The sequence below is a fragment of the Streptomyces smaragdinus genome, from assembly GCF_009604385.1.
Classification (GTDB): Bacteria; Actinomycetota; Actinomycetes; order Streptomycetales; family Streptomycetaceae; genus Streptomyces; species Streptomyces smaragdinus.
In genome coordinates, this window is record NZ_WEGJ01000001.1 from 65,123 (window position 1) to 88,531 (window position 23,409).

A 23,409-nucleotide genomic window follows, 5' to 3' on the forward strand; every position below is an offset into this window, starting at 1 on the left:
GCCCCCATGTCCCAGCAGGAGCCCGGTGCGTCCGACAACGAGATCGAAGCGCTGATGCGCCTGGTCCACGTGATCGAAGCGAGGCACCGCGCCCGCCCGACGTCGACGCTCGACCTGCGCGCCCGGATGCTCATCCAGGAACTGGGACTGAACGGCGCGACCCCCATCCTGTCCGTACGCCGCAGCCTGCGGCTCAGCCCGTCCACCCTGACCAGCCTCGCGGACCGCCTGGAACGTGACGGCTACCTCGAACGCCGCCGTCACCCCACCAACCGCCGCACCGTCGTACTCGCCCTGACCTCCATGGGCGAACGCGCCTTCGCCGCGGAGAAGGACTTCTACCGCCACCTCATCGACGACGCCCTGCTCCCCCTCGACGCGACGTCCCGCGCCCATGTCCTCGGCGCGCTGGCGGGGTTGGGTGACGGGGCCGCGGGATAACGCCGGCTCGCCGGGGGCGGCAGTCGTGGAGACTCCACCGCCCGAGACGGGTGACGCGACCCTCCGGCGCACCCCACGGGTTTCGGCCGGATGTGGGCCGGCGCTGCGCGCCCTCTGGTTACCCACGCGTAAGGCCGTTACCTTACCCCCGGTAACAGCCTTCGGGGTTCCTCCGCGAGACAGGAGTGCGGCATGAGGCGCAGTGTCGGGTACGGACGTGGGCTCGCGGCGTTGGCGTCGGTGGCGGCGCTGCTCGGGACGGGGGCGGTTCCGGCTCAGGCGGCGGATGCGCAGCAGCTGCGGGAGGTGCTGCTCGTCGGGAACAACTGGGACGGGACGGCGAGTGTGGTGTCGCCGGACGCGAGTCTCACGCCGATCGGCCGGATCAACGTGATCCCGGACAAGGATCTGCGGCTGGCGGAGATCTACCTCAATCCGGTCCGGCTGGCGGCGTTCCTGGTGATCCGGGAGACCGCCGGTGAGGGGCACGACCAGTTCGTGGACGACATGTATACGACACCGGACGGCTCGGCGGTGGTGGTCTCGCGGCCGAGTTTCGGTGACGTGGCGTCGATCTCGCTGTCGACGGGCCGCCTGAACTGGCGTTTCCGGGTGGACGGTTTCCGGTCCGACCACATGGCCCTCTCCCCCGACGGCACGCGGGTCGCGGTGTCCGCGTCCACGGGCAACAAGGTGCATGTGCTGGACATCCGCACCGGCCGGGAGATCGGCAACTTCGCCACCGGTGACAAGCCGCACGAGAACGTCTTCACCTCGAACGGGCAGCTGTGGAACATGTCCATCGGGGAGGTCAACAACGATCTCGACGAGCCGTGGATGGACTTCCTCAAGGGCGACCGCAAGATCACCGTGGTGAACGCCGACACGCTCCAGCCCATCCGCACCATCGACATGCGTGACCGGCTCGACGCGGCCGGGCTCGGCGATTACTCGGACGCGGTGCGGCCCGCGGCGTTCAGCCCGGACGAGTCCAAGCTGTACTTCCAGGTCTCGTTCTTCCACGGCTTCTTCGAGTACGACGTGACCACCGACCGGATCACCCGGACGAAGATCCTCCCGAAGAACCCGGGCACGTCGGACGACCGGACGTCCATGGTCAACGACTCACGGCACCACGGCCTCGCCATGCAGCCGAACGGCGAGAACCTGTGCGTGGCGGGAACCATGGACGACTACGCGACGGTCGTCAACCGCAGCTCCCTCGCGCAGGGCCCGCTGATTCCGGCGTCCAAGCCGTACTGGTCGACCGTGACCGGCGACGGGACGGCGTGCGTGATCTCGGAGTCGGGCGCGGACCGGGTCACGTCGATCTCGTTCACGACCGGGCAGAAGATCGCGTCCACGACGGTGGGCGACCACCCGCAGCGGGTCCGGCCGGGGAACATCCCGGCGGGCTGGACGGGCATCGGCTGATACTGGGGCCGGTGGCCGGACGAAGAGGTCACACCGTCGGCTACATCTCGCAGCGTGAGAACTTCCCTATGTTTCCTATCGAATTACTGGGAAAGGCTTGACGGGGCACCGTGCGGATGCGCAGCATGATGTTCATGTCCCGCACACAGCTACGACTCGTTCGTCGTCGGCATGTCGACTTTGGTCACGTCGTCAGCGCCGCCTGCTGTCACGCGTAAACACCCGCGGTCCGCACATCCGCCCGCGCCCCTTCCCGGGACGGCCGGGCGACTTCACCCCCTGCCGGCCGACAGCCGGACAACACTTCCGAGGGACATCCGCCATGACCACGGCACTCCCGCACCACCTGCCGCTCTCCGACACACGCCGTCTGCGCCTCGTGGGCACCACGGAGCAGAGCGACCCCGGGGAGCGGACCACCGAACCGCTCGTCGGCTATCTCGTGTTCGTTCCCGAGGGCACCGATCCCGCCGGCCTCTTCGCCCAGGACGGACCGCTGCCCGACATCCGGCCCGCCGTCACCGGGGACCCGGCTCTGGTCCCGGCCCAGCGGACCGGGGACAGCGTCGTACGCATCGACGCGGCACGGCATGTCGTCGAGGTGGACGGACGCGAACTCGAGCTCACGTACCTGGAGTTCGAACTGCTGGCGTATCTCGTCCGGCGTCCCCACCGCGTGCACTCCCGCGACCGGCTGGTGACCGCCGTCTGGGGATACGACCATGTGGGCGACGGCCGCACCGTGGACGTCCACGTGGCCCGTCTGCGCCGCAAGCTGGGCGCCCACCGGAACCGGATCGTCACCGTGCGGCGCATGGGCTACAAGTACGTGCCCGACCCGCAGGAGAGCCCCGATGCCGCGGCCTGCGGCCGACCCTGAGGAGACCGCTTCCATGGGCCCCGCCCCCGCGCCGCCGCGCTGCGCCCCGCGACCCGACCGGACCGGGCCCGGCCGGGCGCACTGGCTGCGCGTGGCCCGCGAGGCGGCGGACGACCTGGCCACGGACACCGTGGCCAGGGAACAGGCGGGCAAGGTCCCGGCCGACGAGGTGTCCCGGCTGCGCGAGGCGGGGCTGCTGACGCTCCTGGTGCCGGCCGGGGCCGGGGGAGGCGGCGGTGACTGGCCCACGGCCTGTGCCGTCGTCCGGGAGATCGCCGCGGCCGACGGGGCGATCGGTCAGCTGCTCGGCTGCCACTACTTCGTCTCGTGGAGCGCCCGGTTCTTCGCCCCGGCCGCTCTCGCCGCGCGGATCGAGGAGCGGTCGGCGGCCGGGGCGTGGTGCTGGGGCGGCGGCTTCGCCCGCCAGGAGCCGCCGCTGGCACTGACCCGGGCCTCGCGGGGTCTGGTGCTCGCCGGCCGGCAGAGCTTCACCACCGGGGTCCTGGTCGCCGACCGGATCGCCGTACGGGCGGTGCGGCAGGACACGGGCGAGCCGTTCGTGGTCGTGGTGGATCCGGCCGGTCGCGGCGTGCGCGTCGACGGCGACGCCGGCACGTTCGGGCAGCGGCTCGCGGCCGGCGGCAGCGTGGAGTTCGACGACGTGCCGGTCGCCGCCGACGACGTACTCGGCTCCCTGTCCGCGGACGAGGACTTCCGCTCGCCGCGGGCGGCCCTGGCCTCACCGGTCGGGCGTCTCGTATCCGTCCAGCTCCTGCTCGGCCTGGCCGAGGGGGCGCTCGCCGAAGCCCGCGAGCACTGCGGATACCCCGGCGCCGCCCACGACCCCCAGGTGCTCACCGCCTACGGGGAACTCACCGTCCTCACCCGCTCCGCGTCCGCGCTCGCCGACGAGACGACGAAGGCCGTGCGGCGCGCGCTGGCCCTCGGCGAGAACCTCACCTACGACGCGTACGCCGACCTCTCCGCCCTCGTCGCCATGGCCGGGGCCGCCGCCTCCAGAGCCGCCCAGGATTGCGCCACCGGCGCCCTCGACATCATCGGCGCCCCCGCCGCCTCCGCGCGGCTGGGCTTCGACCGCTTCTGGCGCAACGCCCGCACCCACACCCTGCACGAGCCCGTCGCCCACCGGCTCCGCGAGGTCGGGGACTACTTCCTCAACGGCGCCCACCCTCCGTTCGTCCTGCCCGCCTGACCGGGGCGGATGCCCGCCGGACCCGTACGCGATAATGACCACATGCGGATCTCAGCCAGGGCGGACTATGCGGTACGTGCCGCGCTGCAGCTCGCCGCGTCACAGGACGGCGGGCCGCTGAAGGCCGAGGCCATCGCCGAGGCCCAGGACATCCCCCACAAGTTCCTGGAAAGCATCCTGAACGACATGCGCCGGGGCGGCCTGGTGCTCAGCCAGCGCGGTGTCAACGGCGGCTACCGGCTGGCCAGGGACGCCGGGTCGATCAGCATCGCCGACGTCATCCGCGTCGTGGAGGGACCCCTGGTCTCGGTGCGCGGAGTCCGCCCGCCCGAGCTGTCCTACACCGGTCCGGCCGAGTCGCTGCTCCCCCTGTGGATCGCACTGCGGTCCAACGTGCGCGAGATCCTCGAGGGCGTGTCGCTCGCGGACGTCGCGTCGGGCAGGCTGCCCGCCGGGGTGGCCGCACTGACCGACGCCCCGAAGGCCTGGATAAACCCCTGACGCGCCGGACGCCGGCCTCGCATCCCGAAAAATGAGACGGCCGCGTCCATCCTGTGAACACCCTCTTGGGCCGGGCGCCGGCTTCTGCCAGGATCCCTATAAGTCAGGTAGGAAAACTAGGGATCTGAGGGGTGGTCATGAGTACGCTCGATCGCGCGGACCTTTCGTTCCCCCTGCTGACCTCGCGTCGCCACATCGACCTCGGCCTGACCTCCAGCGCCATCTGTCGCACCGTCTGAGGCCGTAGGCGCAACGCCTTCCGGCCGGCGGCGCCTCCCGCGCCCGCCTCCGTTCCCGCATGTCTCCGCCCCGTTCCCCGACGCCGTACCGGTCCGGGGAACGGAACGCGGGCGCCTGCCCATGCGCATCGCGCCCCGCGTTCGCGGCATCCCCCGATCATCCTTCCCTCCCGAGAGGACACCTCTGTGCCTGCCGTCAGACCGATCACCGCCCTGCGCACCCTCGCCGTCATAACCGCGCTGCCGCTCCTGCTCACCGCGTGCGGCTACGGTTCCGATTCGACCGACGACGACAAGCCGGCCCCGGCCGCCGCGGCAGGCGCCGAGAAGCTCTCCGCCGACGAAGTGAAGATCGGCTACTTCCCCAACCTCACCCACGCCACCGCGCTGGTGGGCGTCCAGGAGGGCCTGTTCCAGAAGGAACTCGGCGGCACCACGATCAAGGCCTCGACCTTCAACGCCGGCCCCTCCGAGATCGAGGCCCTGAACGCCGGATCCATCGACATCGGCTGGATCGGCCCCTCCCCCGCGATCAACGGCTACACCAAGTCGCACGGCGAGAACCTGCGCATCGTCGGCGGCTCCGCCTCCGGCGGCGTGAAGCTCGTCGTCAACCCGGAGAAGATCAAGTCCCTGAAGGACGTCAAGGGCAAGAAGATCGCCACCCCGCAGCTCGGCAACACCCAGGACGTGGCGTTCCTCAACTGGATCGCGGACCAGGGCTGGACGGTCGACGCCGACAGCGGCAAGGGCGACGTCTCCGTCGTACGCACCGACAACAAGGTCACCCCGGACGCCTACAAGTCGGGCTCCATCGACGGCGCCTGGGTACCGGAACCGACCGCGTCCAAGCTGGTCTCCGAGGGAGCCGAAGTACTCCTCGACGAAGCCGACCTGTGGCCCGGCAAGAAGTTCGTGATCACGAACATCATCGTGTCGCAGAAGTTCCTCGCGGAGCACCCCGACGTCGTCGAGGCCGTCCTGCGCGGCTCGGTGAAGACCAACGAGTGGATCAACGCCAACCCGGACAAGGCGAAGGCATCCGCCAACACGGCGCTCGAGAAGCTGTCGGGCAAGGCGCTGCCCGCCGACATCATCGACCCGGCCTGGAAGTCCGTCGCCTTCCTCGACGACCCGCTGGCCTCGACCCTCGACACCGAGGCGGAGCACGCGGTGAAGGCCGGCCTGCTGGAGAAGCCCGACCTGACCGGCATCTACGACCTCACGCTGCTCAACAAGGTCCTGGGGGCCGCGGGCAAGGACACGGTCGACGACGCCGGACTCGGCGCCGAGTAACGGCATCCGGACCCCGACGAGTTCCCAGGAGGTGACGACCATGGCGGCGACACCCGGAGCGTCCCGGGCGGCCCCCGGCTCGTACCGGACGACATCACACCCGACGTCGCGCCGGGCGAGTTCGTCACCCTCCTGGGAACCTCGGGCTCCGGCAAGTCCACATGCTCGACCTCGTCGCGGGACCGAGACGGAACGGCTCCTCGAACTCGTACGGCTGCAGGGCGCGCACGGCAAACGGGTGCACGAACTGTCCGGCGGCCCGTACCAGCGCGTCGCACTGGCACGGGCCCTGGCCCAGGACAGCCGGCTGCTGCTGATGGACTAGCCGTTCGCGGTCCGACGTACCTCACCGCCCCGCCGCGCCCCCGCGTCGACAAGAAGGACTCACCGTGTCACTCACCTTCCACTGGTTCCTGCCCACCAACGGCGACAGCCGCGCCATCGTCGGCGGCGGCCACGGCCTGCCCGCCGGTACGGCCGGGGGCGACCGCCCGCCGTCCATCGCCTACCTGGGCCAGATCGCCCGCAGCGCCGAACAACTGGGCTTCGCCGGGGCACTCACCCCCACCGGCGCCTGGTGCGAGGACGCCTGGCTGACCACCGCCATGCTCGTCGAGGTCACCGAGCGGCTGAAGTTCCTGGTGGCCTTCCGGCCCGGCCAGATCTCCCCCACGCTCTCCGCCCAGATGGCGTCGACCTTCCAGCGCCAGTCCCACGGGCGGCTGCTGCTCAACGTGGTCACCGGCGGGGAGTCCCACGAGCAGCGCGCCTACGGCGACTTCCTGGACAAGGACGCCCGCTACGCCCGCGCCGACGAGTTCCTCGGCATCGTACGGGCCCTGTGGCGGGGTGAGACCGTCACCCACGAGGGCGCCCATCTGCGGGTCGAGGAGGCCCGGCTGCACCGGCTGCCCGAACCCGCCCCCGAGATCTACTTCGGCGGCTCCTCCGCCGCGGCCGGCCCCGTCGCCGCCCGACACTCGGACGTCTACCTCACCTGGGGCGAGCCTCCCGCGCAGGTCGCCGAGAAGATCGCCTGGATCCGCAAGCTCGCCGCCGGCGAAGGGCGCCGGGTCCGGTTCGGCATCCGGCTGCACGTCATCACGCGCGACACGTCCGAACAGGCCTGGGCCGAAGCCGGACGTCTGCTCTCCGGCATCGCCCCTGACACCATCGCCCAGGTCCAGGCAGGCCTCGCGCGCAGCGAGTCCGTCGGCCAGCGCCGGATGCTCGAACTGCACGGCGGCACCACCGCCGACCTCGAGATCCACCCCAACCTCTGGGCCGGAGTCGGCCTGGTACGCGGCGGCGCGGGCACCGCGCTGGTCGGCAGCCACACCGAAGTCGCCGACCGGATCACCGAGTACCACGCCCTGGGCATCGACGAGTTCGTACTCTCCGGCTACCCACACCTGGAGGAGGCCTACTGGTTCGGCGAAGGCGTCCTCCCCCAGCTCGCCGCCCGCGGCCTGTGGCGGCACCCGGCCGGTACGCAACGGGCCGAGGCCCCGGCCGTCCCGTTCACAGCCTCCTGAACACCGGCCCACACCCGGGCGACCTGCCGACACCATCACCGGCCTCTCCCCCGCAGACCCCGACTCCGCCGTCGTCTGCGGGCCGCGGTGTCGAGCCCTTCCCGCGTCGGATCCCGGATGTTCTCGCGCTCCGTCGTGCAGGTGGGCCGCAGCGCGCCTGAATCGAACTGTCCGGGTGTTGCCGGAGCCGGCCGGTGCACCGTCGTCAGGCGTCGAGTGTGCCGGGCGCCTGGGACGCCTGGTTCGTGGCGGTGCCCCGGCGCAGTCCGGTCAGGCAGGCCGCGGTGGCCAGGACTGCGGCGGCGAGCCCGGCGCGGTAGTCGGCGACGTCGGCATGGACGGCGTGTCCGAAGACGGTGGCCACAACGCCGAGGACGACTCCGCTGCCCACCTGGGCGGAGGCGATGAACAGGCCGGAGGCGAGTCCGTTTTCCTGGCGGCGGGCTCCGGCGATCGCGCGGATGCTCAGGGCTGACGGGCGCTGAACTGGCGGCGCAGGTAACCGTACCAGGCGTGGAGGTACGCGGCGCTGACCGCGGTTTCGGGGGCGAAGAGGTCAAAGGCGTGGTAGGCACCGGGATACAGGTGCAGTTCGACGGGCACGCCGTCGGCCTGGAGCCGTGTCGCGTAAGTCAGGTCCTCGTCGCGGAAGACGTCGAGTTCGGCGGCTGCGATGAAGGTGGGCGGCAGGCCGGCCAGGTTCGTGGCGCGCGCGGGTGCGCTGTACGGCGGCACGTCGTCGGTGCCGGCGCGGTCCCCGAGGATCAGGTTCCAGGCCAGGGTGTTGGTCGTCCGGTCCCAGATGCCGATGTCGGTGACCTCGTGGCTGGACGCGGTGGTGTTGCGGTCGTCGAGCATCGGGTAGCTCAGCGCCTGGAACAGCGGCGCCGGCTCGTCCTGGTCGCGGATCATGAGCGCGGTGGCCGCGGCGATACCACCGCCGCCGCTCTGCCCGGCCAGGGCAACGCGGCCCTCGTCGATACCGAGCGCGGCTGCCTGGCTGCGAAGCCAGCGGTGGGCGAGCAGGCCGTCCTCGGCGGCGGCCGGGGCGGGAGCCTCCGGTGCGAGCCGGTAGTCGACGGAGGCGACGGCGCAGCCGACCTCCAGGACCAGGTGCTTGAGGGTGGGATCGTCCTGGGCCGCGTATCCGAGGACCTGCCCGCCGCCGTGGAACCAGACCAGCACCGGCAGCGGCCCGGCCGCCCCGGTGGGCCGCAGCAGCCGGATGGCGAGGGTGGATCCGTCCGGGCGGGGCACCTGGACCTCTTCGACCGACACGGACGGCTCGTCCGGTATCCGGGCCGCGATCGCCTCGGCGAAGGCGCGGACGCCGGCGCGTGTGCCGTCCAGGTCGCTGAGGTCGAACACGCCGGCCTCGGTCATCGGCACCGCCTTCAGGACCTCGGCGAGTTCCGGGTCGAGGCGCTCGTGTGCGTTCTTGGTGTTCATGTTGCTCGTTTCCTCCCGGCTGCGCAGCAGCCGGTCGTGCAGGGGGATGGTGGGTCGTGTGGGGGCTCAGCCCGCGGTGGTGGCGGGGGCAGCGAAGTAGTGGCCCTGGCCGAGGTCGGCGATGAGGCCGGGGCGGACGGGCGTCCAGCCCAGGAGGTCGCGGGTCAGCGTGCTGGAGGACGGGTTGTCGGCCTGGGCGTGAGCGCTCAGGAAGCCGAAGTGGGCCTCGGCCTCGGTCGGCGCGATGCCGGCGACGGGCAGGTTCAGGCCGCGGCCGATGCACTCGGCGATCCGGCGGAAGGTGATCCCTTCGTCGTGGACGGCGTGCAGCCGTGACCCGGCCGGGGCGGATTCCAGCGCCAGCCGGTACAGGCGGGCCGCGTCGAGCGTGTGCACGGCGGGCCAGCGGTTGTCGCCGTCGCCGACGTAGGCCGAGAAGCCCTTGGAGCGGGCGATGGAGATGAAGGTCGGGATGAAGCCGTTGTGGTCGAGCGGGCTGTGCACGGTCGGAGTGAGCCGGACGACGGACGAGCGGATGCCGCGCTCGGCGAGTGCGATCACCGCGTTCTCGGCCTCGATCCGTGGTCCTGCGTCGAGTACGTCGGCCTCGGTGAGAGAGCCCTTCAGCCCCGCGAAGGCGTACAGCGCGGTTCCCGACGTGCCCACCAACGGCTTGCCGGTGCCGGCGAGCGCGTTCCCGAGCGCGTCGACGGCGCGCAGATCGGCCGCGACCGCGCCGTCGAAGTCGCCGGCGAACATGGCGTCGTGCTTGAAGGCCAGGTGGATGACGCCGTCGGCCGCGGCGGCGGCCGCGGTGAGGCCGTCGAGCTCATCGAGGTCCCCTCGGTGCACCTCGGCGCCAGCAGCCGTCAGCGCGGCGGCGGACGTGTCCGAGCGAGCCAGCCCGACGACCTGGTGTCCCGCTTCGAGGAGCTCGGGGACGACGGCGGAGCCGAGATGTCCGGAGGCTCCGGTGACGAATACGCGCATGGTGTTGCCCTTTGCTACGGGCTCTCCACCAGGGGCGAAGAGCCGTGATGTCAGTTCGTGACATCACAGTACACCCGACGTCAGTCCCTGTCATCACTCTGATGTCAGATTCTGTCATCGCGGGGTAGGATCGGGGCATGAGCCGATGGAAACCCGACGCACGAGGCCGCCTGGAGAAGGCGGCGCTGGAGCTCTTCAACCACCAGGGCTTCGACGCCACCACCGTGGCGGAGATCGCCGCCCGGGCCGAGGTCACCGAACGCACCTTCTACCGGCACTTCGTCGACAAACGGGAAGTCCTCTTCCAGCCCAACGCCCTGGCCGACGTCCTCGCACACGCCACGGCCGCCGCCGACACCCCGGCGCCACTGGAGGTGATCACCCATGCCCTGACCGAAGCCGCTCCCGTCTTCGAAGAACGCGCGGAGCTGGTACGGCAGCGCCAAGCCGTCATCGCCGCCAACCCCGAACTGCAGGAACGCGAACTGACCAAACAGGCCTCACTCGTCTCCACCCTCGACCGCGCGCTCCGGGAACGCGGCCTGGATGCCACCACCGCGGCACTGGCGGCCGCAATCGGGATCGCCGCCTTCAAGGTCGCCTTCGAACGCTGGATCGACGACCCCGACCAGCGCAATCTCGCCCAGCACATTCGGGAAACCCTGGACGCCACCAGGCACCTCACCGCACCGGCCGAACACGCCGCCGCGACCGACGCGAGCTTCCAGGACCAGGAGAACGTGGCCTGAATGCGGCAGGCACCCCGGGCAAGGGGCCCGCAGTCCTTCGCGCTGTGGGCCCGGGCAGCTTCGGAACGCCAGGGTCGGGTTCCGCCACCGCAGCCGGGGCCCGGAACCACCGGCACGGAAAAAAGCCTCACGGCATGCGGAGCAGACCGGCGTTCGTGTGTGATCCGCCGTGCGATACGGGCGGCAGACGTCGCGAGGCATTTCGGCCGCAACCGTCGTCCCGGCGGGAGGATCGCAGCAGCCGCTGCCGGTGCTCACTTTGTGCAGCGGCTCAGCCAATCGGCAATGTCGGCGACGACCACGGGGTCGACATGCTGCGGGGCGCCGTATTCGGCCGGGGTGGATGGTCCGGTGCCGGGGAAGAACAGGTGGTTGTCGGCGCCGTAGACGCGGATGTCGGCCTTCGCGTGGTTGGTCAGGCCCGCCCGCCAGCGGGCCAGATCGTCGGCGACGGTGACCTGGTAGTCGCGCCCGCCCTGGAGGATGAGCAGCGGCTTGGCGAGTCCGGCGGCGATCGCGACCGGGTCGTAGTCGCGTAGTTCGAGCCAGTACGACGCAGGCAGGCCGAACGGCAGGTCCGACGCCGGAGTCGTGAGCGTCAGCTCCGATCCGTCGACGAGGTCGGCCTGCCGGCGGAAACCGTCGACGACCGTGGCCGGGACCTGGTCGGGCATCACGGTGGCGAGGTGGCTGATGACGCGGACGGCGGCATGGTGCATCGGCTGCGCGTCGCCCGCCATGATCACCACGCCCGCGACCGCCGGGGCCGCGGCGGCGACGGCCGGTGCGATCTTGCCGCCCATGCTGTGGCCGAGGACGAACACCCGCCCGGAATCCACCGACGGCCGGCGCCGGAGCAGGTCGATCGCGTCGACCGCGTACGGCACGTATTCCTGCGTCATGGTCAGGTCCGGGGCCGTGGCGACCTCGGGGTGGACGTACGTCGCCTTGTCGAAGCGCAGCACCGTCGCCCCGCGGGCGGCGAGTCCCCAGGCCAGGTCCTTCAGCAGCTTGTTCGGCCCGCTGGTCTCGTCACGGTCGAACGGCCCGCCGCCGGCGAGCAGCACCACGCCGGGGCCGGGAGTCCGGCCCCGGGGCACGCTCACCGTGCCCGGTACGGCGAACCGGCCGGTGCCGACCGTCACCTCGTGCTCGCTGAAGCGCCCGGCATCGGCATAGGGCGGCGGCTCCCAGGCAGGAGCGGGGGCGGTCGAACCCTCTTGTGGCGTGTCAGGCATCCTCGTCACAACCTTTCTCAACGAATGCGAAAGGTAGCACGATGTGAGATCGTTGCAGGATGGACCCTTTCGAACTCCTGGCACACCCGGTACGACTGCGGGTGATTCACGCAATGCGCGGCGGGAGGGAGCTCACGACCGCCGAACTGTGCGACCGCATCCGGGACGTCTCCAAGGCCACGGTCTACCGACATGTCGACGCGCTGGCCGCCGGCGGGGTCCTGGAAGTCGCCCGCGAGCAGCGCGTACGCGGCGCGGTCGAGCGTCACTACCGACTGCGCCGCGACCATGCGGGCATCGACCCGGAGACGGCCGGATCCCTCTCCCCCGACGACCACCGCCGCGCCTTCGCCACCGCCCTGACGGCCCTGGCCGCCGAGTTCACCGCGTACCTCGACCGCGATACGGCCGACCCGGTGGCCGATCTGGTCGGCTACCGGCAGCACGCCGTCTGGCTCAGCCCCGGGGAGCTGCGCGGGATGATCGTCGGCATGCGGGAGGCGATTGCCCCTCAACTGGCCAACGAGCCGTCCCCCGACCGCACGCAATACCTCATCAGCCCCATCCTCTTCCCCCTCGAAGCAGCCCCCGCCGACACCGGCGGCGACCGTCCCGCGGCGAGTGCTCCTGCGCCGACGTCCGGCAACGGATCCGACGGCTCCCCCACGCAACCGGAACGCCCCGACCGCCCGTAATTCGATCTCGAACCCTTGGATCCGCTCCCCCGCGGGCCCAGCCCGGGCAAGGGTCTCTGAGGCCCGGTCCACGAGGCCGACCTCGTACAGCCGGCTTCTCCCCGTCCACACCGGATCTAACTGGCCCGTACTTCCCAGGACGGCCGTTGGAGTTGATCGTTGTGCACGACGATGTCGGCGTGGTCGGTCGGACGGGCCGTGGCGAAGTAGAGCCGCTGGGCGGGGATATAGCGATCGCGCCAGGACCGTTCGATTTCGGCGACCTCGGCGGTGGACGCAGCCGCGCCCCGCTCCCGGGCACGATCCACCGTCCGCTCGAAGGGCACCGACACGAAGATACGCAGGTCCCACCGGTCGACAAGCTCCGGACGCAGGAGGAAGACACCGTCGAAGAGCAGCACGGCGTCCTCGGGAGCGGTCGCGACCGGCAGGGACAACGGGGTGTCGGTGCCGCCGTCGAAAACCGCGTGCCGGAACCTCCGGTCTCCGCCCGGGCCCAGCGGATCCAACAGGACCCGGCACAGCGCGGCACGATCGTGGGCGTCCGAATAGCAGCCCTCGGCCGAGTACCGGCCACGACGGTAACGCCGCTCACGAGGGAGAAGGAAGTAATCGACGCATGCGCGGATGACATGCCGGTCCCGTGCCCGCAGGACCGCGGCAAGCTCGTCGGCCAGGGTAGTCTTCCCGGACGCCGGCGGCCCGTCGATCGCGACCCGCAGCGGATGTGGGACCGTGACGGACCCGACAGCCTCCACCAGCCGAGCGATCAGCTCACCGCGAGTACCTTGCTCCACAGCCGTCCCTCCCGCATGTTCCCTGTTCAGTACCGAATGCCCGGCCACGGCCACCCACCCTGGCCGTCGCTGTCCCGCGAAGTCCGCGAACCGGTCCGGGACGTCACGCCACTTCGGCAAATCCGATGGCGTCCGCCGGTTCGCTCGTAGAGGATCACCCGCATGTTTTCGACAGTGGCAAACATGGCGGTGGACTGTACCGACGCATACGGACTGGCCCGGTTCTGGAGTGAGGTGACCGGGCGTCCGCTCCATCCCGGGGACCGACCCGGAGACGACGAGACGGAGGTCATGCTGCCGGGCGGCCTGACCCTGCACTTCAACGAGGTGCCGGAACCGAAGGTGGGCAAGAACCGGCTCCACCTGTGCCTGCGTCCCGACACTTCGCGGGACGCCGAGGTCGAACGGCTGCTGACGCTGGGCGCCTCCCTGGTAGCCGACCACCGAAGGCCCGACGGCTGGGGGTGGGTCGTGCTCGCCGACCCGGAGGGCAATGAGTTCTGCGTACTCCTGGCCGAATCCGAACGAGCCTCACTGCCGCCGCGGTCCTCGTAGCTCCCGAAACAGATGGCCCTGCGCCACTGCGGGGGCCGTTGCCGTCGCGGTCCCTGGGGTCGACAGCCGCGGCAGGGGCAGTGGCTGAGCCCGGCTCCCTGGTGGTGCCGAAGTGCCGGCACCACCAGCGAGATGTGGCTGTTCTCGCGCTGGACGAGATGAGCAACCACCGCAGCAACCATCCGTCGTACCTCGCACAGTACCGAGTGACCTGAGCTCCACTCCGACGACAATGATCCCCATGGACCGTCTGCTGCACCTCGAGCGCACGCTGGATGAACTGGATCCGCCTCGCTGGGCTCCTCCCGCCCCTGACGCGACCCGTCTGGTGCGCAAGGTGCATGAGCTGCGGCAGATTCCGCTGGGCGAACTCGGTCCGGCAGACGTGCGCACCCTGGTGTCCCAACAGGTGGCACTGCCCTACGTCCTTCCACTCGCGGTGCGCTCGCTGCTCAAGGACCCATTGCTCGACGCCTACTTCTACGAGGGCGACCTCCTGCTCGCCACAGTGAATCTCCCCGCCTCCGCCTGGGCCCCCTTCCCGGACCTCAGGATCCGGTTGCGCACCAGGATCTCGTCCCTGGCGCACGAGGCGGTAGTCGACCTGCCCCAGGGCGCGGCCGAAGAACTCGCTCGCTATCTGGCCGAACCCGAACAGCATCGCTGACTGGGTGTCATCGAACGACAGACGGAATTCCTGGAAGCCCGAGCGGCTGTTGCGACGGCGGACCAGGCGCTGGATCGCGTAGGTACTGCGCGGCACCGGCTCCGGACCCACGCACGTGTACGACGCCGGAGTGGTCCATGTGCCGTTCCGTGAGCCGGTGCGGAGCTACCAGTGGACGGAGCCTCAGGGTGGCGCTGTCCCAGTACCAGAGGTTCCGCTCCAACGTCCTGGTGGAGACCTGCCCGATCATCGTCCTGTTCGGCACTCACGGCCGGGAGCCGGCCTCCCTGTCCTCATCCGGCAAGAAGCCCATCGTCCCTGCGAGGAAGTCAGAATGCGGCCGACCTGTCGTGTTCCGTCATGGTCTCCCGACGCCGGAGGCGCGATGCCATGGCCGGGGCGCACACGGCTCCGGTCAGGAGGTCCGTGAAGAGGCAGACTGCGCGGCTGGCCACTGCGACGGCCGTGGCCTCGGGGATGGGGAGCACCTGGGAGAGGGTTCCGATCAGGACCGTTTCGCGGATGAGGGCGCCGTCAGGCAGGACCACGACGACCGAGCTGATTCCCGTGGCCAGCGCGAATGCTCCGATGCTGATCACCAGGGACTCGGCGATGGGCGCGCCCATGAGGAGCGTGAGCAGCCACAGGTGGAGGCCGGAGATCAGGCGGCAGGCGAGTTGCCAGCCGATGGCCGCGCGGATCCGGTGTCCCGTGCCGGATGCGGTCAGTTCGCGGCGAAGCAGCCGGGCGGCCGCCTGCGCGGCGCGTCCGACCAGCGACGGGCGCGCGAGTACGAAGGCCAGTGCCGCGGCCGGGAGCAGCAGCAGCCAGCTCCAGGCGCCGAACAGCAGGGGCGCGGCCAGGCTGCCTACGACCATCCCGGTCAGGAGCACGACGGGAATGTTGAGCAGCGAGACGGCGACGGTGACCAGCGTTCCGACGCCCACCGTCCGGGCGAGCCGGGCCTGGGTGAGTGCCACCCAGATCGCGCCGGGTGCGTACTTGGCGCTCATGCCGACGAAGTAGATGCCGGCGGCGGTGCGGCGGGGCAGGAGATGTCCCAGATCGGCAAGGATGCTGCGCCAGGACATCATGGCGCAGAGCAGGGCCGCCACGTTGATCACGCAGGAGAGCAGCAGGAGGGGAAGCGCCCCCGGGGTCAGCATGGAGCGGGTGGCCGACCAGTCCTGTTCGCGGAGGGCCAGGGCGAGTCCGGTCACGATGAGGCAGGCCAGTGCCCAGCCGGTCAGCGTTCGCCGGCGGGGCTTTCGGCGGCGGTAGGTGTCATCCACGGGCGGGCTGCCGGTGCGTCAGGCTCTCGTACAGGCCGAGGGTACGGGTGATGGTGGCCGGCCAGCGGAAGTTGCGGCGGGCGTGGGCCTGGCCCCGGGCGGCCAGGCGGGTGGCGGCGGCGGGATCGTCCAGCAGTCGGCAGAGGAGGGCGGCGAGTTCGTCGGGGGTGTCGCCGCGCATCCGCAGCGCGGCGGGCCCGCCGCTGGCCTGGTCGTCGGATATCAGCGTGGAGAAGCCGGGTCCGAGTACTACCGGCGCCGCCAGGGCCATCGCCTCGACGGACACCAGCCCGAACGGCTCGTAGCGGGAGGGGAAGACGCAGGCGTCGGCGGCGAGATAGTGGCGTCGTACGTCTTCCTGGGGCAGATAGCGGTGGTAGACGTGCGTCCGGTCTGCGATGCCGAGTTCGGTGACCAGCCGGTCCACCGCCGCGTCCTGGTCCGTGCCTTCGAGGCCGACGCCGAGCATCACCAGGTGAACGCCGGGGTGGCTGCGGGCGACAGCGGGCAGCGCGTGCAGCAGCGTGGTCACCCCCTTGACCGGGCTGAGCCGGCCGGCGAAGACCAGCAGCGGGGTGTCCGCGGGCAGTTGGAGTTCCGCGCGGAGCTCTCTTCGCGACCGCTCCCGCTCGTCGTCGAGATCCGCGGCCGGGACGACGGCACCGGTCTCGCAGCCGTGAGGGACGACACTCATGCGGTCCGCCCGCCAGCCGTGCGCGACGGCCAGCCGCCCCAGCTCCGGAGTGGGCACGACGATCAGGGCCGCGACCCGGGCGAGCAGCCGCTGAACGGTGTCGACCAGCCGGAAGGAGTCCGTCACGTCGGGCTGCTCGGTCATGGTCGCCTCGGTGTTGTGCACGTGATAGATCACGGGCAGCCGCAGCACGGCGGCCGCGAGGATCCCGGCCGGGGCGCTCTGCCAGTCGTGCACGGCCACCACCGTGCCCGATCGGCGGGCTCGTACGAGCGCGGGCAGCACGGCCAGGTTGAACGCGATCAGGGACAGCGCGAACAGGGCCCGGCCGCTGGGCGCCAGACGGTTCTTCGGCGCCGCGACACGCCGCTTGAGCCAGCCCGGCAGCCAGGGCCGGCGGATCGTCACCGAGCCGTGCCGCTCCCGGCGGGGGACGTTCGCCGGGCAGTTCAGGGTGTACAGGATCAGGGGTACGTCGGCACGCTCCTGTCGTACGCACTGGACGAACCGCCGTGCGTACTCCGCGAGGCCACCCGGGGTCCAGGGCGGGTACTGGTGGCAGACCACGATCACCTGCCGCAGCGGGGGGCGTGGTGGGGCGGTGCGGTCGGCCGGGCTCGGGCGACTCACGTGGATCATCCTCTCTCCGCGGCCCTCATCCCTGTGAGGGCCGACCAGGTGCGGCTCAGAGAATCCGGCCGACGGTCAGAGCGGTCAGCCACAGGACGGCGTTGATCACGAGTGGTATGTCCGTGAGTACGTCACGGCCCGGCTCCTCACTGACACGGCGCATGGCGATCAGCTGCAGATAGCGGCACAGGGCGAAGATCGCGAGGGGCATGGTGACGACGGCCGTCACAGCGGCGTGTGGATGTGGCGCGGCAAGGACGAACAGTTCGTAACTGATCAGCGAGGCGGCCAGCAGCAGGACCATCAACTGGTCGAGCAGCGGCACCGAGTATCCCGTGAGGGCGGGTCGCTGCGCGGCCGCCTGTTCCCGGAGCTCGGCGGCGACCAGTTCGTGGCGGCGTTTGCCGAGCGCCATCAGCAGGCAGGCGCAGTACACGGAGATGATCAGTGGCGGGTTGAAGGGTGCCGACACGGCGAGGCAGCCTGCCAGCGCCCGGAGGGCGAAGCCGATCGCTATCACGCTGACGTCGACCAGCGGGTAGTTCTTCAGCGCCAGGCAATAGGCCACGTTGAGCATCAGGTAGGCGGCTGTGACGGCCTGTACCGCCGGCGGGAGCCGCGCCCCGAGGACCACGAGGACCGTCAGACAGCCGGTGCCCAGGAGCAACGCGCCGAACGGGCCCACTCGGCCGCTCGCCAGAGGCCGATGGCGTTTGACCGGGTGCAGCCGGTCCTGTTCGCGGTCGAGCCAGTCGTTGACGACGTAGACCGTGGCGGAGGCGGCCGTGAACGTGACCAGCGTGGCGAGTGCCGGGGTGATGTGGTGCAGGAGCGCCGCGGGGTGCACGGCCAACGGGATGACGAGGACGAAGAGGTTCTTCACCCACTGGCGGGGGCGCAGCAGCGCCGGCCATGCCGGTAATCGGGAGCGCCGGCGCGTGGTTCCTACCACCCCTTGCCGGGTCGGGGGCGCGGGCGGGGCGTCCTGGTCGACCACCGTGTCCTCGCCGGCCGGCCCCTTCACGGTCGGCTCCCGCTCAGAAGGTCACGGAACGCCTCTTCGTGCGCGTCGAGGAACGCCTCCCCGCCGAATAGCTTCGTCGCCACCTCGCGACCTGACTCCCTGTCCTCGGCGGGAAGTTCGGCCATCTCCGAAATGGCCGCCCGCAACGCCTCCGGATCCCTGGGCGGTACGAGCCGTCCGAAGCCTGTGGCCGCGATGGGATAGCGCGAACCGGGCAGATCCGTGCTCACGGGAGGAATGCCCGCCATCATCGCCTCGACCTGGACGATGCCGAAGGACTCCGAGATCGAGGGCAGCGCGAATACGTCGATCGAGGCGTAGAAGTCACGCACGGCGTCACCGCGCAGCAGCCCCGTGAAGCGGATCCGCCGGTCGTTGCCGGCCTCCCGCCGGAGGTGGGCGATGTTGCTGCCGCCCGCCACCGTCTCGTGGTCCCCCGCGATCAGAAGTCGTGCCCGGGGGTCGTCCAGGGTGCGGAAGGCCCGTACGAGGTATTCGATGCCCTTGTCCACGGTGATGCGGCCCATGAAACCGATGTGCAGCCCGTCCCCGTCGCGCAGCCGGGGTTCGCCGCCGTTGCGGTCCACGCACGGCGAGGAGATGGGCTGCAGTCGCCGGCGTCTGATGGTGGGCCAGATACGGGACCCGCGTGCCTGGTCCTCGCTGTTGGTGATGACCAGGTCCGCCCGGCGTACGGCGGCCTTGCACGACTGGTCGACGGCCCACATCCCGAAACGGTTGACGGGGCTGTCGGGCAGGAAGACGTCGATGTGGTACGTGACCACCAGCCTCGCGCTGTGCCTGAGGGCGGCGACGAACGCGGCCTCGGGGTTGGGGAGATGCACGTGGACGATGCGTGAGCGGGCCGCCAGACGTCCGGCGAGCAGAGGCAGCTGAGGGCTGACGAAACCCCTGCTGATCCGGGCGAGTACCGGTGCCCTGAAGATGTGGACACCGTTGACGATCTCGTGACGGGCGAGCGCGGGATCGTGCTGGGCGCAGACCACCGCGACCTTCCAGCCCCGGCCCGCGAGCCCCTCGGCGGTCAGCCGCGCGGCTTCTGTCAGGCCACTGACGTACGGGCTGTAGTAGTCGAGCATCACCGTGACATCGAATGTGTCTGGTTGCAGCACGAAGTGTCCCTTTCTGGGGCGAGATCGGTGTCCGGTCGGGGAAAGGGATCTAGTCCGGGACGATCAGGCGGATCTTCTGGGCCGAGTGGTCGGAGAGGTCCTCGCCACCGCCGAGGCGGTAGCTCGGGACGGCCAGGTCCTGGGAGGTGAACAGCCAGTCGAAGCGCCACATCCGGGGCAGCAGGCGCCAGCTCTCGGGGAGTGAGCAGGAGCCTTCGCAGGCGGGCCAGGAGAGGGCGGGGAACAGGGAACCGGTCGGGTCCTGCGTCCGGGTGCCGGCTCCGAGTCCGTAGCGGTTCATCCAGGCGTTGTTGAAGTCGCCGGCCACGACGACCGGATGGGAGTTGCCGGCCAGATCCGCGCGCAGCCTGCGGTGTTCCCGCAGCCACCAGTTGGCCTGGTCGTGGCTGGCCCGGTAGAAACTCCCCCATCCGTAGCGGATGTCGCAGGGCCGGAAACGAATGGGCAGGTGCACGTTGTAGAAGGAGACGGTGCGCCGGCCGACCCGGATGTCGGTGCGCTGGGACTTCGATCCCTTCCAGTACCAGTCGTCGCCCGTGGCGGGCACACGCTGGCGGGGTGCCGCGACGACGGGCAGCCGGGTCAGGGTGAGCAGCTCGCCCTGTACGAGGAGGCGGTATCCGGGGAACTCCGCGTGCAACCGGGCCGAGTCGTCGATGAGGACGGGGCTGGTGCAGATCTTCTGCTCGTCCGGGTTGGTGTAGTTCCAGTTGAGGTATTCGTGCAGGAGATACACGTCGGCGTCCTGGCGGCGGAGGAAGGCGTAGAAGGCCTCCTTGTCGCCGGCCGCCATCTGCCAGTAGTCCGTGGACCACGCGAAGACCTTGACCTGTGTGCCCCGAGTGCTGCCCGCGCCGCTGCTCGGCCATCCGACGCCGGCCGCGTCCGCCCCGGCCAGCAGCAGGAGCACCAGGACCGCGGACAGCCACCGGCGCACCGGCCCGGCGAACGGCGCGAGGCCGAGCAGCAGCAGGGGCACCGCCATCAGGGCCAGGGGCGGAACGATCTCGAAGACGTGCCAGGGCCACCAGCGGCCGACGAGCAGGACGTGCAGGGCGAGGAAGACCGACCACAGCGCCGTACCCGCCACCAGCAGTCGTGTTCCCCAGCACCATCCGGGGGCAGCCTCTTGCGGCGCGTCCGGTTCCTGTGCCGTAACGTCCTCGTCGGCACGAGGCGCGGGCGTGACCGTGGCGTCCATCAGAAGAACACCTTCGCGAGTCCGAGCGCCCCCTGCCGCCACGGGTCCCTGCTGGTCCGGCCACCGCCCCTGCCCGCCGGGACGTCTGCCCTGGCCGCACGCTGCTCGCGCCACCAGTCGTACGTACGGAGAATGGCGTCCTGATTGGACAACCGGGGGCGGAAGCCGAGCTTCTCCCGGGCCTTGTCGACGCTGACGTAGGAATCGGCCAGCAGCTTGAACACCAGCCTGCCGTACACGGGGGACAGCTTCGTCCGCTCCAGAAAGCGCAGCGTCGCCACCGCGGGTCCGGCGGGCACCGACACCACGCGCTTGCCGTGCCCCGCCGTGTCCAGCACGCGCTGGAAGTCCTGGCGCAGGGTGCCGAATTCGGCGGCGCCGATGTTGTACGTGTCGCAGGCCACCGCGTCCGGGGCGCGCAGCACCTCGAGCACCGCGTCCACGAGGTCGTCCAGCCCCAGCATCTGGATGCGCACGTCGCCCTTTCCGAGCACGGGGAAGTTCCTGCCCTCCTCGGCCCATTGGAAGAGCATGTCGAACAGCCCCATCCTGCCGGGCCCCAGGAAGGTTTTGGGCCGCAACACCGGCACGCACATGCCCTGCTCCCGGAACCGCAGGACGGCCTGCTCCGCTTCCGCCTTCGCGGAACTGTAGGCATCCACCGGCTCGAGTGCGTGGTCCTCGGGCGTGGGGACCAGCCGGGGCAGGCCGTAGACGGCGGTCGAGGAGATGTGCAGCACGCGGGGCACGGCCGCGGCGCGGGCCGCTTCCAGCACGGTGGTGGTGCCTGCGACGATGATCGACCGGATGTCGGCGGCGGGGTAGCTGGGCAGTGCGGAGGCGCAGTGCACCACGGCCTCGACGCCCTCGAAGGCCGCGGCAAGGGCGTTCGCGTCGCGGATGTCCCCGGTGAACGGCTTGATCCCGGGTGTCGTGGGCACCGGCTTCAGATCGAAGGCGTGGACCTCGGTGTCCGCCGTCAGGAGGCGTTTCACGAGGTGGGTACCGAGTACGCCGGCGGCGCCGGTGACGGCGATGCGGCCCGGGAGGGCGGATCGGGGCCCGGTCACCATGAGCTCACCCGCTCTCGTACGAAGCGGCCGAGGAGCCTGTTCATACCCTCGGCGAGGGTGGCCTCCAGGGCGCCGAGGAAGCGTTCGGCCTCTTCGGGGCCGGCGACCAGTGGGGGGCTCACGACCAGCGGGCTGCGTCCGTTGAGTGTGTTGTAGGTGTAGATGTCGTGCTTGCGGTACAGAGTGTCGATGACCGCCGCGGTGATGATCTTCGTGCGGATCAGGGGGTCCTTGGCCAGTTCTCCGGCGGGCAGCTTGCCGATGAGGTCCAGGATCCTGGGCCCGCCGGACAGGAACACCCCGTGGAGGGCGCCGGCGCCGCGTACCTCGGCGATCAGGTCGGGGTAGGTCTTGCGGATGCGCTCCAGTCCCGGCTGCAGTACGGCTTCCAGGGCGCGGGCCCGGCCCGGATAGTCGTCCTCGACGGCTACGGCGACGGCCTCGAGGGCCGTCGCGGTCTCCTCGCCGAAGCCGTAGTACGTGGTGCTCGTGCTCTGCGTCATGGCGTCGGCCATGTTGTCGTACGCCTTGCGGAAGACCGGCTCACGCGCCACGTAGGCGGAGACGGAGGACTTGCCGCCGCCGAACGACTTCGATGTCGTCACCACGTCGGGCACCAGGCCCTCGTACCGGGTGAAGTAGAACATGCTGCCGGTCTTGCCCCAGCCGGTGTAGATCTCGTCGAAGATCAGCACGATGTCCTCGGCCGTGCACAAGTCGCGCAGTTCGCGCAGGAATTCCTCGGAGCACCAGCGCATGGTCGACGCGCTGAACGGCTCGACGAGAAGTGCGTACACGTCGCTGCCGCCGCGCGCGTCCCGGTTGTCCGCGAGAGCCCGCCGGACCGAGCCGATGTCGCCGTACTCGAAGGTGCCGATGCCAGGAATGGTTGGGAATTCAAATTTATTCTGCGCTCCGCCGGTGAGCCCGCCGGAGCCGAGGAGCTTCCCGTGGAAGCCGCAGTCCGCGCGCAGGATCCGCTTCCGCCTGCCGCCGTGGTATTTGTACGCCAGTTTGACCGCGCCTTCGATCGCCTCGGCCCCGGAATTCGGCAGGAACGAACGGTTCAGGTCACCGGGCAGGACCACCGCCAGGTTGTGACCCAGGGCCGCCAGGTACGGCGAGAAGTAGGTTTTGTGCACCTCCATGCGCCGCTGTTCCTGGAAGCGCCGGCGGGCAGCGAGAATGCGCGGATGATTGTGCCCGTGGTTGAGCACGCCGACTCCGCCGGTGAAATCCATGATCTTGCGGCCGTCACGGGTGTAGATGTATGCGCCCTCGGCATGATCGACGAGCTCCCGGCCGAAGCCGAAGGAGGTCATCAGTCTGACCTGGCTCTTGTTGATGTACCTGCGGTGGAGTTCGTGCACGTCCCTGACGTCCAGCTTCTCGGCCTCTTCCAGGCTTATGAGGTCTGCCATGGGTCCTTCCGATCGACGTTTTCGGGCGCCCCGACATCTACGGCGAAGAGTCGTGCCCTTTCCCGGCCGCCCCCACCGCGCCTTGTCCGTGGGATCGCCGCCGCATCTCCGTGGCGACTCGAGGAAGTTGCAACTTCACATTCGACAGACAGGCGCCCGGACGTCGAGCAGCGCATGCAGAATGAATCGACGGATACCTGCGTGGGGTGAGTTCGCGCATTCGGCGGTCTTTCCTTCCCAT

24 protein-coding genes and 1 pseudogene are annotated in these 23,409 nt (G+C 70.3%); 13 read left to right on the forward strand and 12 right to left on the reverse strand.

The window, feature by feature from the left end; all coding sequences use genetic code 11:
* The first annotated feature begins 6 nt into the window (after positions 1 to 6).
* The 8 genes and pseudogenes from SRB5_RS00310 to SRB5_RS00345 all read left to right on the forward strand — a co-directional run bounded on the left by SRB5_RS00310 (position 7) and on the right by SRB5_RS00345 (position 7,539).
* The gene (locus SRB5_RS00310; RefSeq protein WP_194292787.1) at positions 7 to 441 is read left to right on the forward strand and encodes a MarR family winged helix-turn-helix transcriptional regulator; all 435 of its coding nucleotides are present in this window, start codon (positions 7 to 9) and stop codon (positions 439 to 441) included.
* A gap of 192 nt (positions 442 to 633) precedes the next feature.
* The gene (locus SRB5_RS00315; RefSeq protein ID WP_153449357.1) at positions 634 to 1,875 is read left to right on the forward strand and encodes a YncE family protein; all 1,242 of its coding nucleotides are present in this window, start codon (positions 634 to 636) and stop codon (positions 1,873 to 1,875) included.
* Positions 1,876 to 2,197: 322 nt separating this feature from the next.
* Positions 2,198 to 2,755 (forward strand): winged helix-turn-helix domain-containing protein, encoded by a 558-nt coding sequence (locus SRB5_RS00320; RefSeq protein ID WP_153449358.1) that lies wholly within the window; start codon positions 2,198 to 2,200, stop codon positions 2,753 to 2,755.
* 13 nt (positions 2,756 to 2,768) lie between these two features.
* The gene (locus tag SRB5_RS00325; protein ID WP_153449359.1) at positions 2,769 to 3,968 is read left to right on the forward strand and encodes an acyl-CoA dehydrogenase family protein; all 1,200 of its coding nucleotides are present in this window, start codon (positions 2,769 to 2,771) and stop codon (positions 3,966 to 3,968) included.
* Between the two features lie 42 nt (positions 3,969 to 4,010).
* The gene (locus tag SRB5_RS00330; RefSeq protein ID WP_153449360.1) at positions 4,011 to 4,469 is read left to right on the forward strand and encodes an RrF2 family transcriptional regulator; all 459 of its coding nucleotides are present in this window, start codon (positions 4,011 to 4,013) and stop codon (positions 4,467 to 4,469) included.
* A 425-nt stretch (positions 4,470 to 4,894) separates the two neighbouring features.
* Positions 4,895 to 6,004: an aliphatic sulfonate ABC transporter substrate-binding protein gene (locus SRB5_RS00335; protein ID WP_323376665.1), complete on the forward strand. Its 1,110-nt coding sequence runs from the start codon at positions 4,895 to 4,897 to the stop codon at positions 6,002 to 6,004.
* A 57-nt stretch (positions 6,005 to 6,061) separates the two neighbouring features.
* Positions 6,062 to 6,326, forward strand: a pseudogene (locus tag SRB5_RS00340) (ATP-binding cassette domain-containing protein); the annotation flags it as partial.
* 67 nt (positions 6,327 to 6,393) lie between these two features.
* Positions 6,394 to 7,539, forward strand: coding sequence for an LLM class flavin-dependent oxidoreductase (locus SRB5_RS00345; protein ID WP_323376667.1), 1,146 nt, complete (start codon positions 6,394 to 6,396; stop codon positions 7,537 to 7,539).
* Positions 7,540 to 7,744: 205 nt separating this feature from the next.
* Here SRB5_RS00345 and SRB5_RS00350 read toward each other — a convergent pair whose 3' ends face one another.
* The 3 genes from SRB5_RS00350 to SRB5_RS00360 all read right to left on the reverse strand — a co-directional run bounded on the left by SRB5_RS00350 (position 7,745) and on the right by SRB5_RS00360 (position 9,978).
* On the reverse strand, positions 7,745 to 7,930 hold the full coding sequence (locus tag SRB5_RS00350) for a hypothetical protein (RefSeq protein ID WP_153449361.1): 186 nt from the start codon (positions 7,928 to 7,930) through the stop codon (positions 7,745 to 7,747).
* Between the two features lie 74 nt (positions 7,931 to 8,004).
* A complete protein-coding gene (locus SRB5_RS00355) occupies positions 8,005 to 8,988 on the reverse strand; it encodes an alpha/beta hydrolase fold domain-containing protein (protein ID WP_153449362.1) in 984 nt (327 codons plus the stop codon).
* A 66-nt stretch (positions 8,989 to 9,054) separates the two neighbouring features.
* The gene (locus tag SRB5_RS00360) at positions 9,055 to 9,978 is read right to left on the reverse strand and encodes an SDR family oxidoreductase (protein ID WP_153449363.1); all 924 of its coding nucleotides are present in this window, start codon (positions 9,976 to 9,978) and stop codon (positions 9,055 to 9,057) included.
* Positions 9,979 to 10,115: 137 nt separating this feature from the next.
* Between SRB5_RS00360 and SRB5_RS00365 the strand changes: the two genes are divergently transcribed.
* Complete coding sequence (locus SRB5_RS00365) at positions 10,116 to 10,727, forward strand: TetR/AcrR family transcriptional regulator (protein WP_153449364.1); 612 nt, start codon at positions 10,116 to 10,118, stop codon at positions 10,725 to 10,727.
* 254 nt (positions 10,728 to 10,981) lie between these two features.
* Here the strand turns inward: SRB5_RS00365 and SRB5_RS00370 are convergent, their stop codons facing one another.
* The gene (locus SRB5_RS00370) at positions 10,982 to 11,965 is read right to left on the reverse strand and encodes an alpha/beta hydrolase family protein (protein ID WP_153449365.1); all 984 of its coding nucleotides are present in this window, start codon (positions 11,963 to 11,965) and stop codon (positions 10,982 to 10,984) included.
* Between the two features lie 59 nt (positions 11,966 to 12,024).
* On the opposite strand from SRB5_RS00370, the gene SRB5_RS00375 reads away from it, so the two are divergent.
* Positions 12,025 to 12,660 (forward strand): helix-turn-helix domain-containing protein, encoded by a 636-nt coding sequence (locus SRB5_RS00375; protein WP_153449366.1) that lies wholly within the window; start codon positions 12,025 to 12,027, stop codon positions 12,658 to 12,660.
* A gap of 116 nt (positions 12,661 to 12,776) precedes the next feature.
* On the opposite strand, the gene SRB5_RS00380 is transcribed toward SRB5_RS00375, so the two are convergent.
* Complete coding sequence (locus tag SRB5_RS00380) at positions 12,777 to 13,505, reverse strand: cytidylate kinase family protein (protein ID WP_323376669.1); 729 nt, start codon at positions 13,503 to 13,505, stop codon at positions 12,777 to 12,779.
* Between the two features lie 114 nt (positions 13,506 to 13,619).
* Here SRB5_RS00380 and SRB5_RS00385 point away from each other — a divergent pair, with 114 nt between their 5' ends.
* The 3 genes from SRB5_RS00385 to SRB5_RS00390 all read left to right on the forward strand — a co-directional run bounded on the left by SRB5_RS00385 (position 13,620) and on the right by SRB5_RS00390 (position 14,679).
* Positions 13,620 to 14,012, forward strand: coding sequence for a VOC family protein (locus SRB5_RS00385; protein ID WP_194292788.1), 393 nt, complete (start codon positions 13,620 to 13,622; stop codon positions 14,010 to 14,012).
* An 80-nt stretch (positions 14,013 to 14,092) separates the two neighbouring features.
* Positions 14,093 to 14,227: a hypothetical protein gene (locus SRB5_RS36975; protein WP_267132561.1), complete on the forward strand. Its 135-nt coding sequence runs from the start codon at positions 14,093 to 14,095 to the stop codon at positions 14,225 to 14,227.
* Positions 14,228 to 14,253: 26 nt separating this feature from the next.
* Positions 14,254 to 14,679 (forward strand): contact-dependent growth inhibition system immunity protein, encoded by a 426-nt coding sequence (locus SRB5_RS00390; protein ID WP_153449369.1) that lies wholly within the window; start codon positions 14,254 to 14,256, stop codon positions 14,677 to 14,679.
* Between the two features lie 329 nt (positions 14,680 to 15,008).
* Here the strand turns inward: SRB5_RS00390 and SRB5_RS00395 are convergent, their stop codons facing one another.
* Genes SRB5_RS00395 through SRB5_RS00425 form a run of 7 tightly spaced genes read right to left on the reverse strand, consistent with a single transcriptional unit; the run spans position 15,009 to position 23,168 of the window.
* Positions 15,009 to 15,971: a lysylphosphatidylglycerol synthase domain-containing protein gene (locus tag SRB5_RS00395; protein ID WP_153449370.1), complete on the reverse strand. Its 963-nt coding sequence runs from the start codon at positions 15,969 to 15,971 to the stop codon at positions 15,009 to 15,011.
* Complete coding sequence (locus tag SRB5_RS00400) at positions 15,964 to 17,295, reverse strand: glycosyltransferase family 4 protein (RefSeq protein ID WP_194292789.1); 1,332 nt, start codon at positions 17,293 to 17,295, stop codon at positions 15,964 to 15,966. Before SRB5_RS00400 ends, SRB5_RS00395 begins: the two co-directional genes overlap by 8 nt.
* 55 nt (positions 17,296 to 17,350) lie before the next feature.
* On the reverse strand, positions 17,351 to 18,319 hold the full coding sequence (locus SRB5_RS00405; protein WP_153449372.1) for a UbiA prenyltransferase family protein: 969 nt from the start codon (positions 18,317 to 18,319) through the stop codon (positions 17,351 to 17,353).
* On the reverse strand, positions 18,316 to 19,452 hold the full coding sequence (locus tag SRB5_RS00410) for a glycosyltransferase family 4 protein (protein WP_323376671.1): 1,137 nt from the start codon (positions 19,450 to 19,452) through the stop codon (positions 18,316 to 18,318). Before SRB5_RS00410 ends, SRB5_RS00405 begins: the two co-directional genes overlap by 4 nt.
* 49 nt (positions 19,453 to 19,501) lie before the next feature.
* Positions 19,502 to 20,674 (reverse strand): endonuclease/exonuclease/phosphatase family protein, encoded by a 1,173-nt coding sequence (locus tag SRB5_RS00415; protein ID WP_153449373.1) that lies wholly within the window; start codon positions 20,672 to 20,674, stop codon positions 19,502 to 19,504.
* Positions 20,674 to 21,747: an NAD-dependent epimerase/dehydratase family protein gene (locus SRB5_RS00420; RefSeq protein ID WP_153449374.1), complete on the reverse strand. Its 1,074-nt coding sequence runs from the start codon at positions 21,745 to 21,747 to the stop codon at positions 20,674 to 20,676. The genes SRB5_RS00415 and SRB5_RS00420 overlap by 1 nt, the downstream gene beginning before the upstream one ends.
* Positions 21,741 to 23,168 carry an aspartate aminotransferase family protein gene (locus SRB5_RS00425; RefSeq protein WP_153449375.1) on the reverse strand — a complete coding sequence of 476 codons (1,428 nt, stop codon included), beginning with the start codon at positions 23,166 to 23,168 and terminating at the stop codon, positions 21,741 to 21,743. Before SRB5_RS00425 ends, SRB5_RS00420 begins: the two co-directional genes overlap by 7 nt.
* Positions 23,169 to 23,409: the final 241 nt, after the last annotated feature.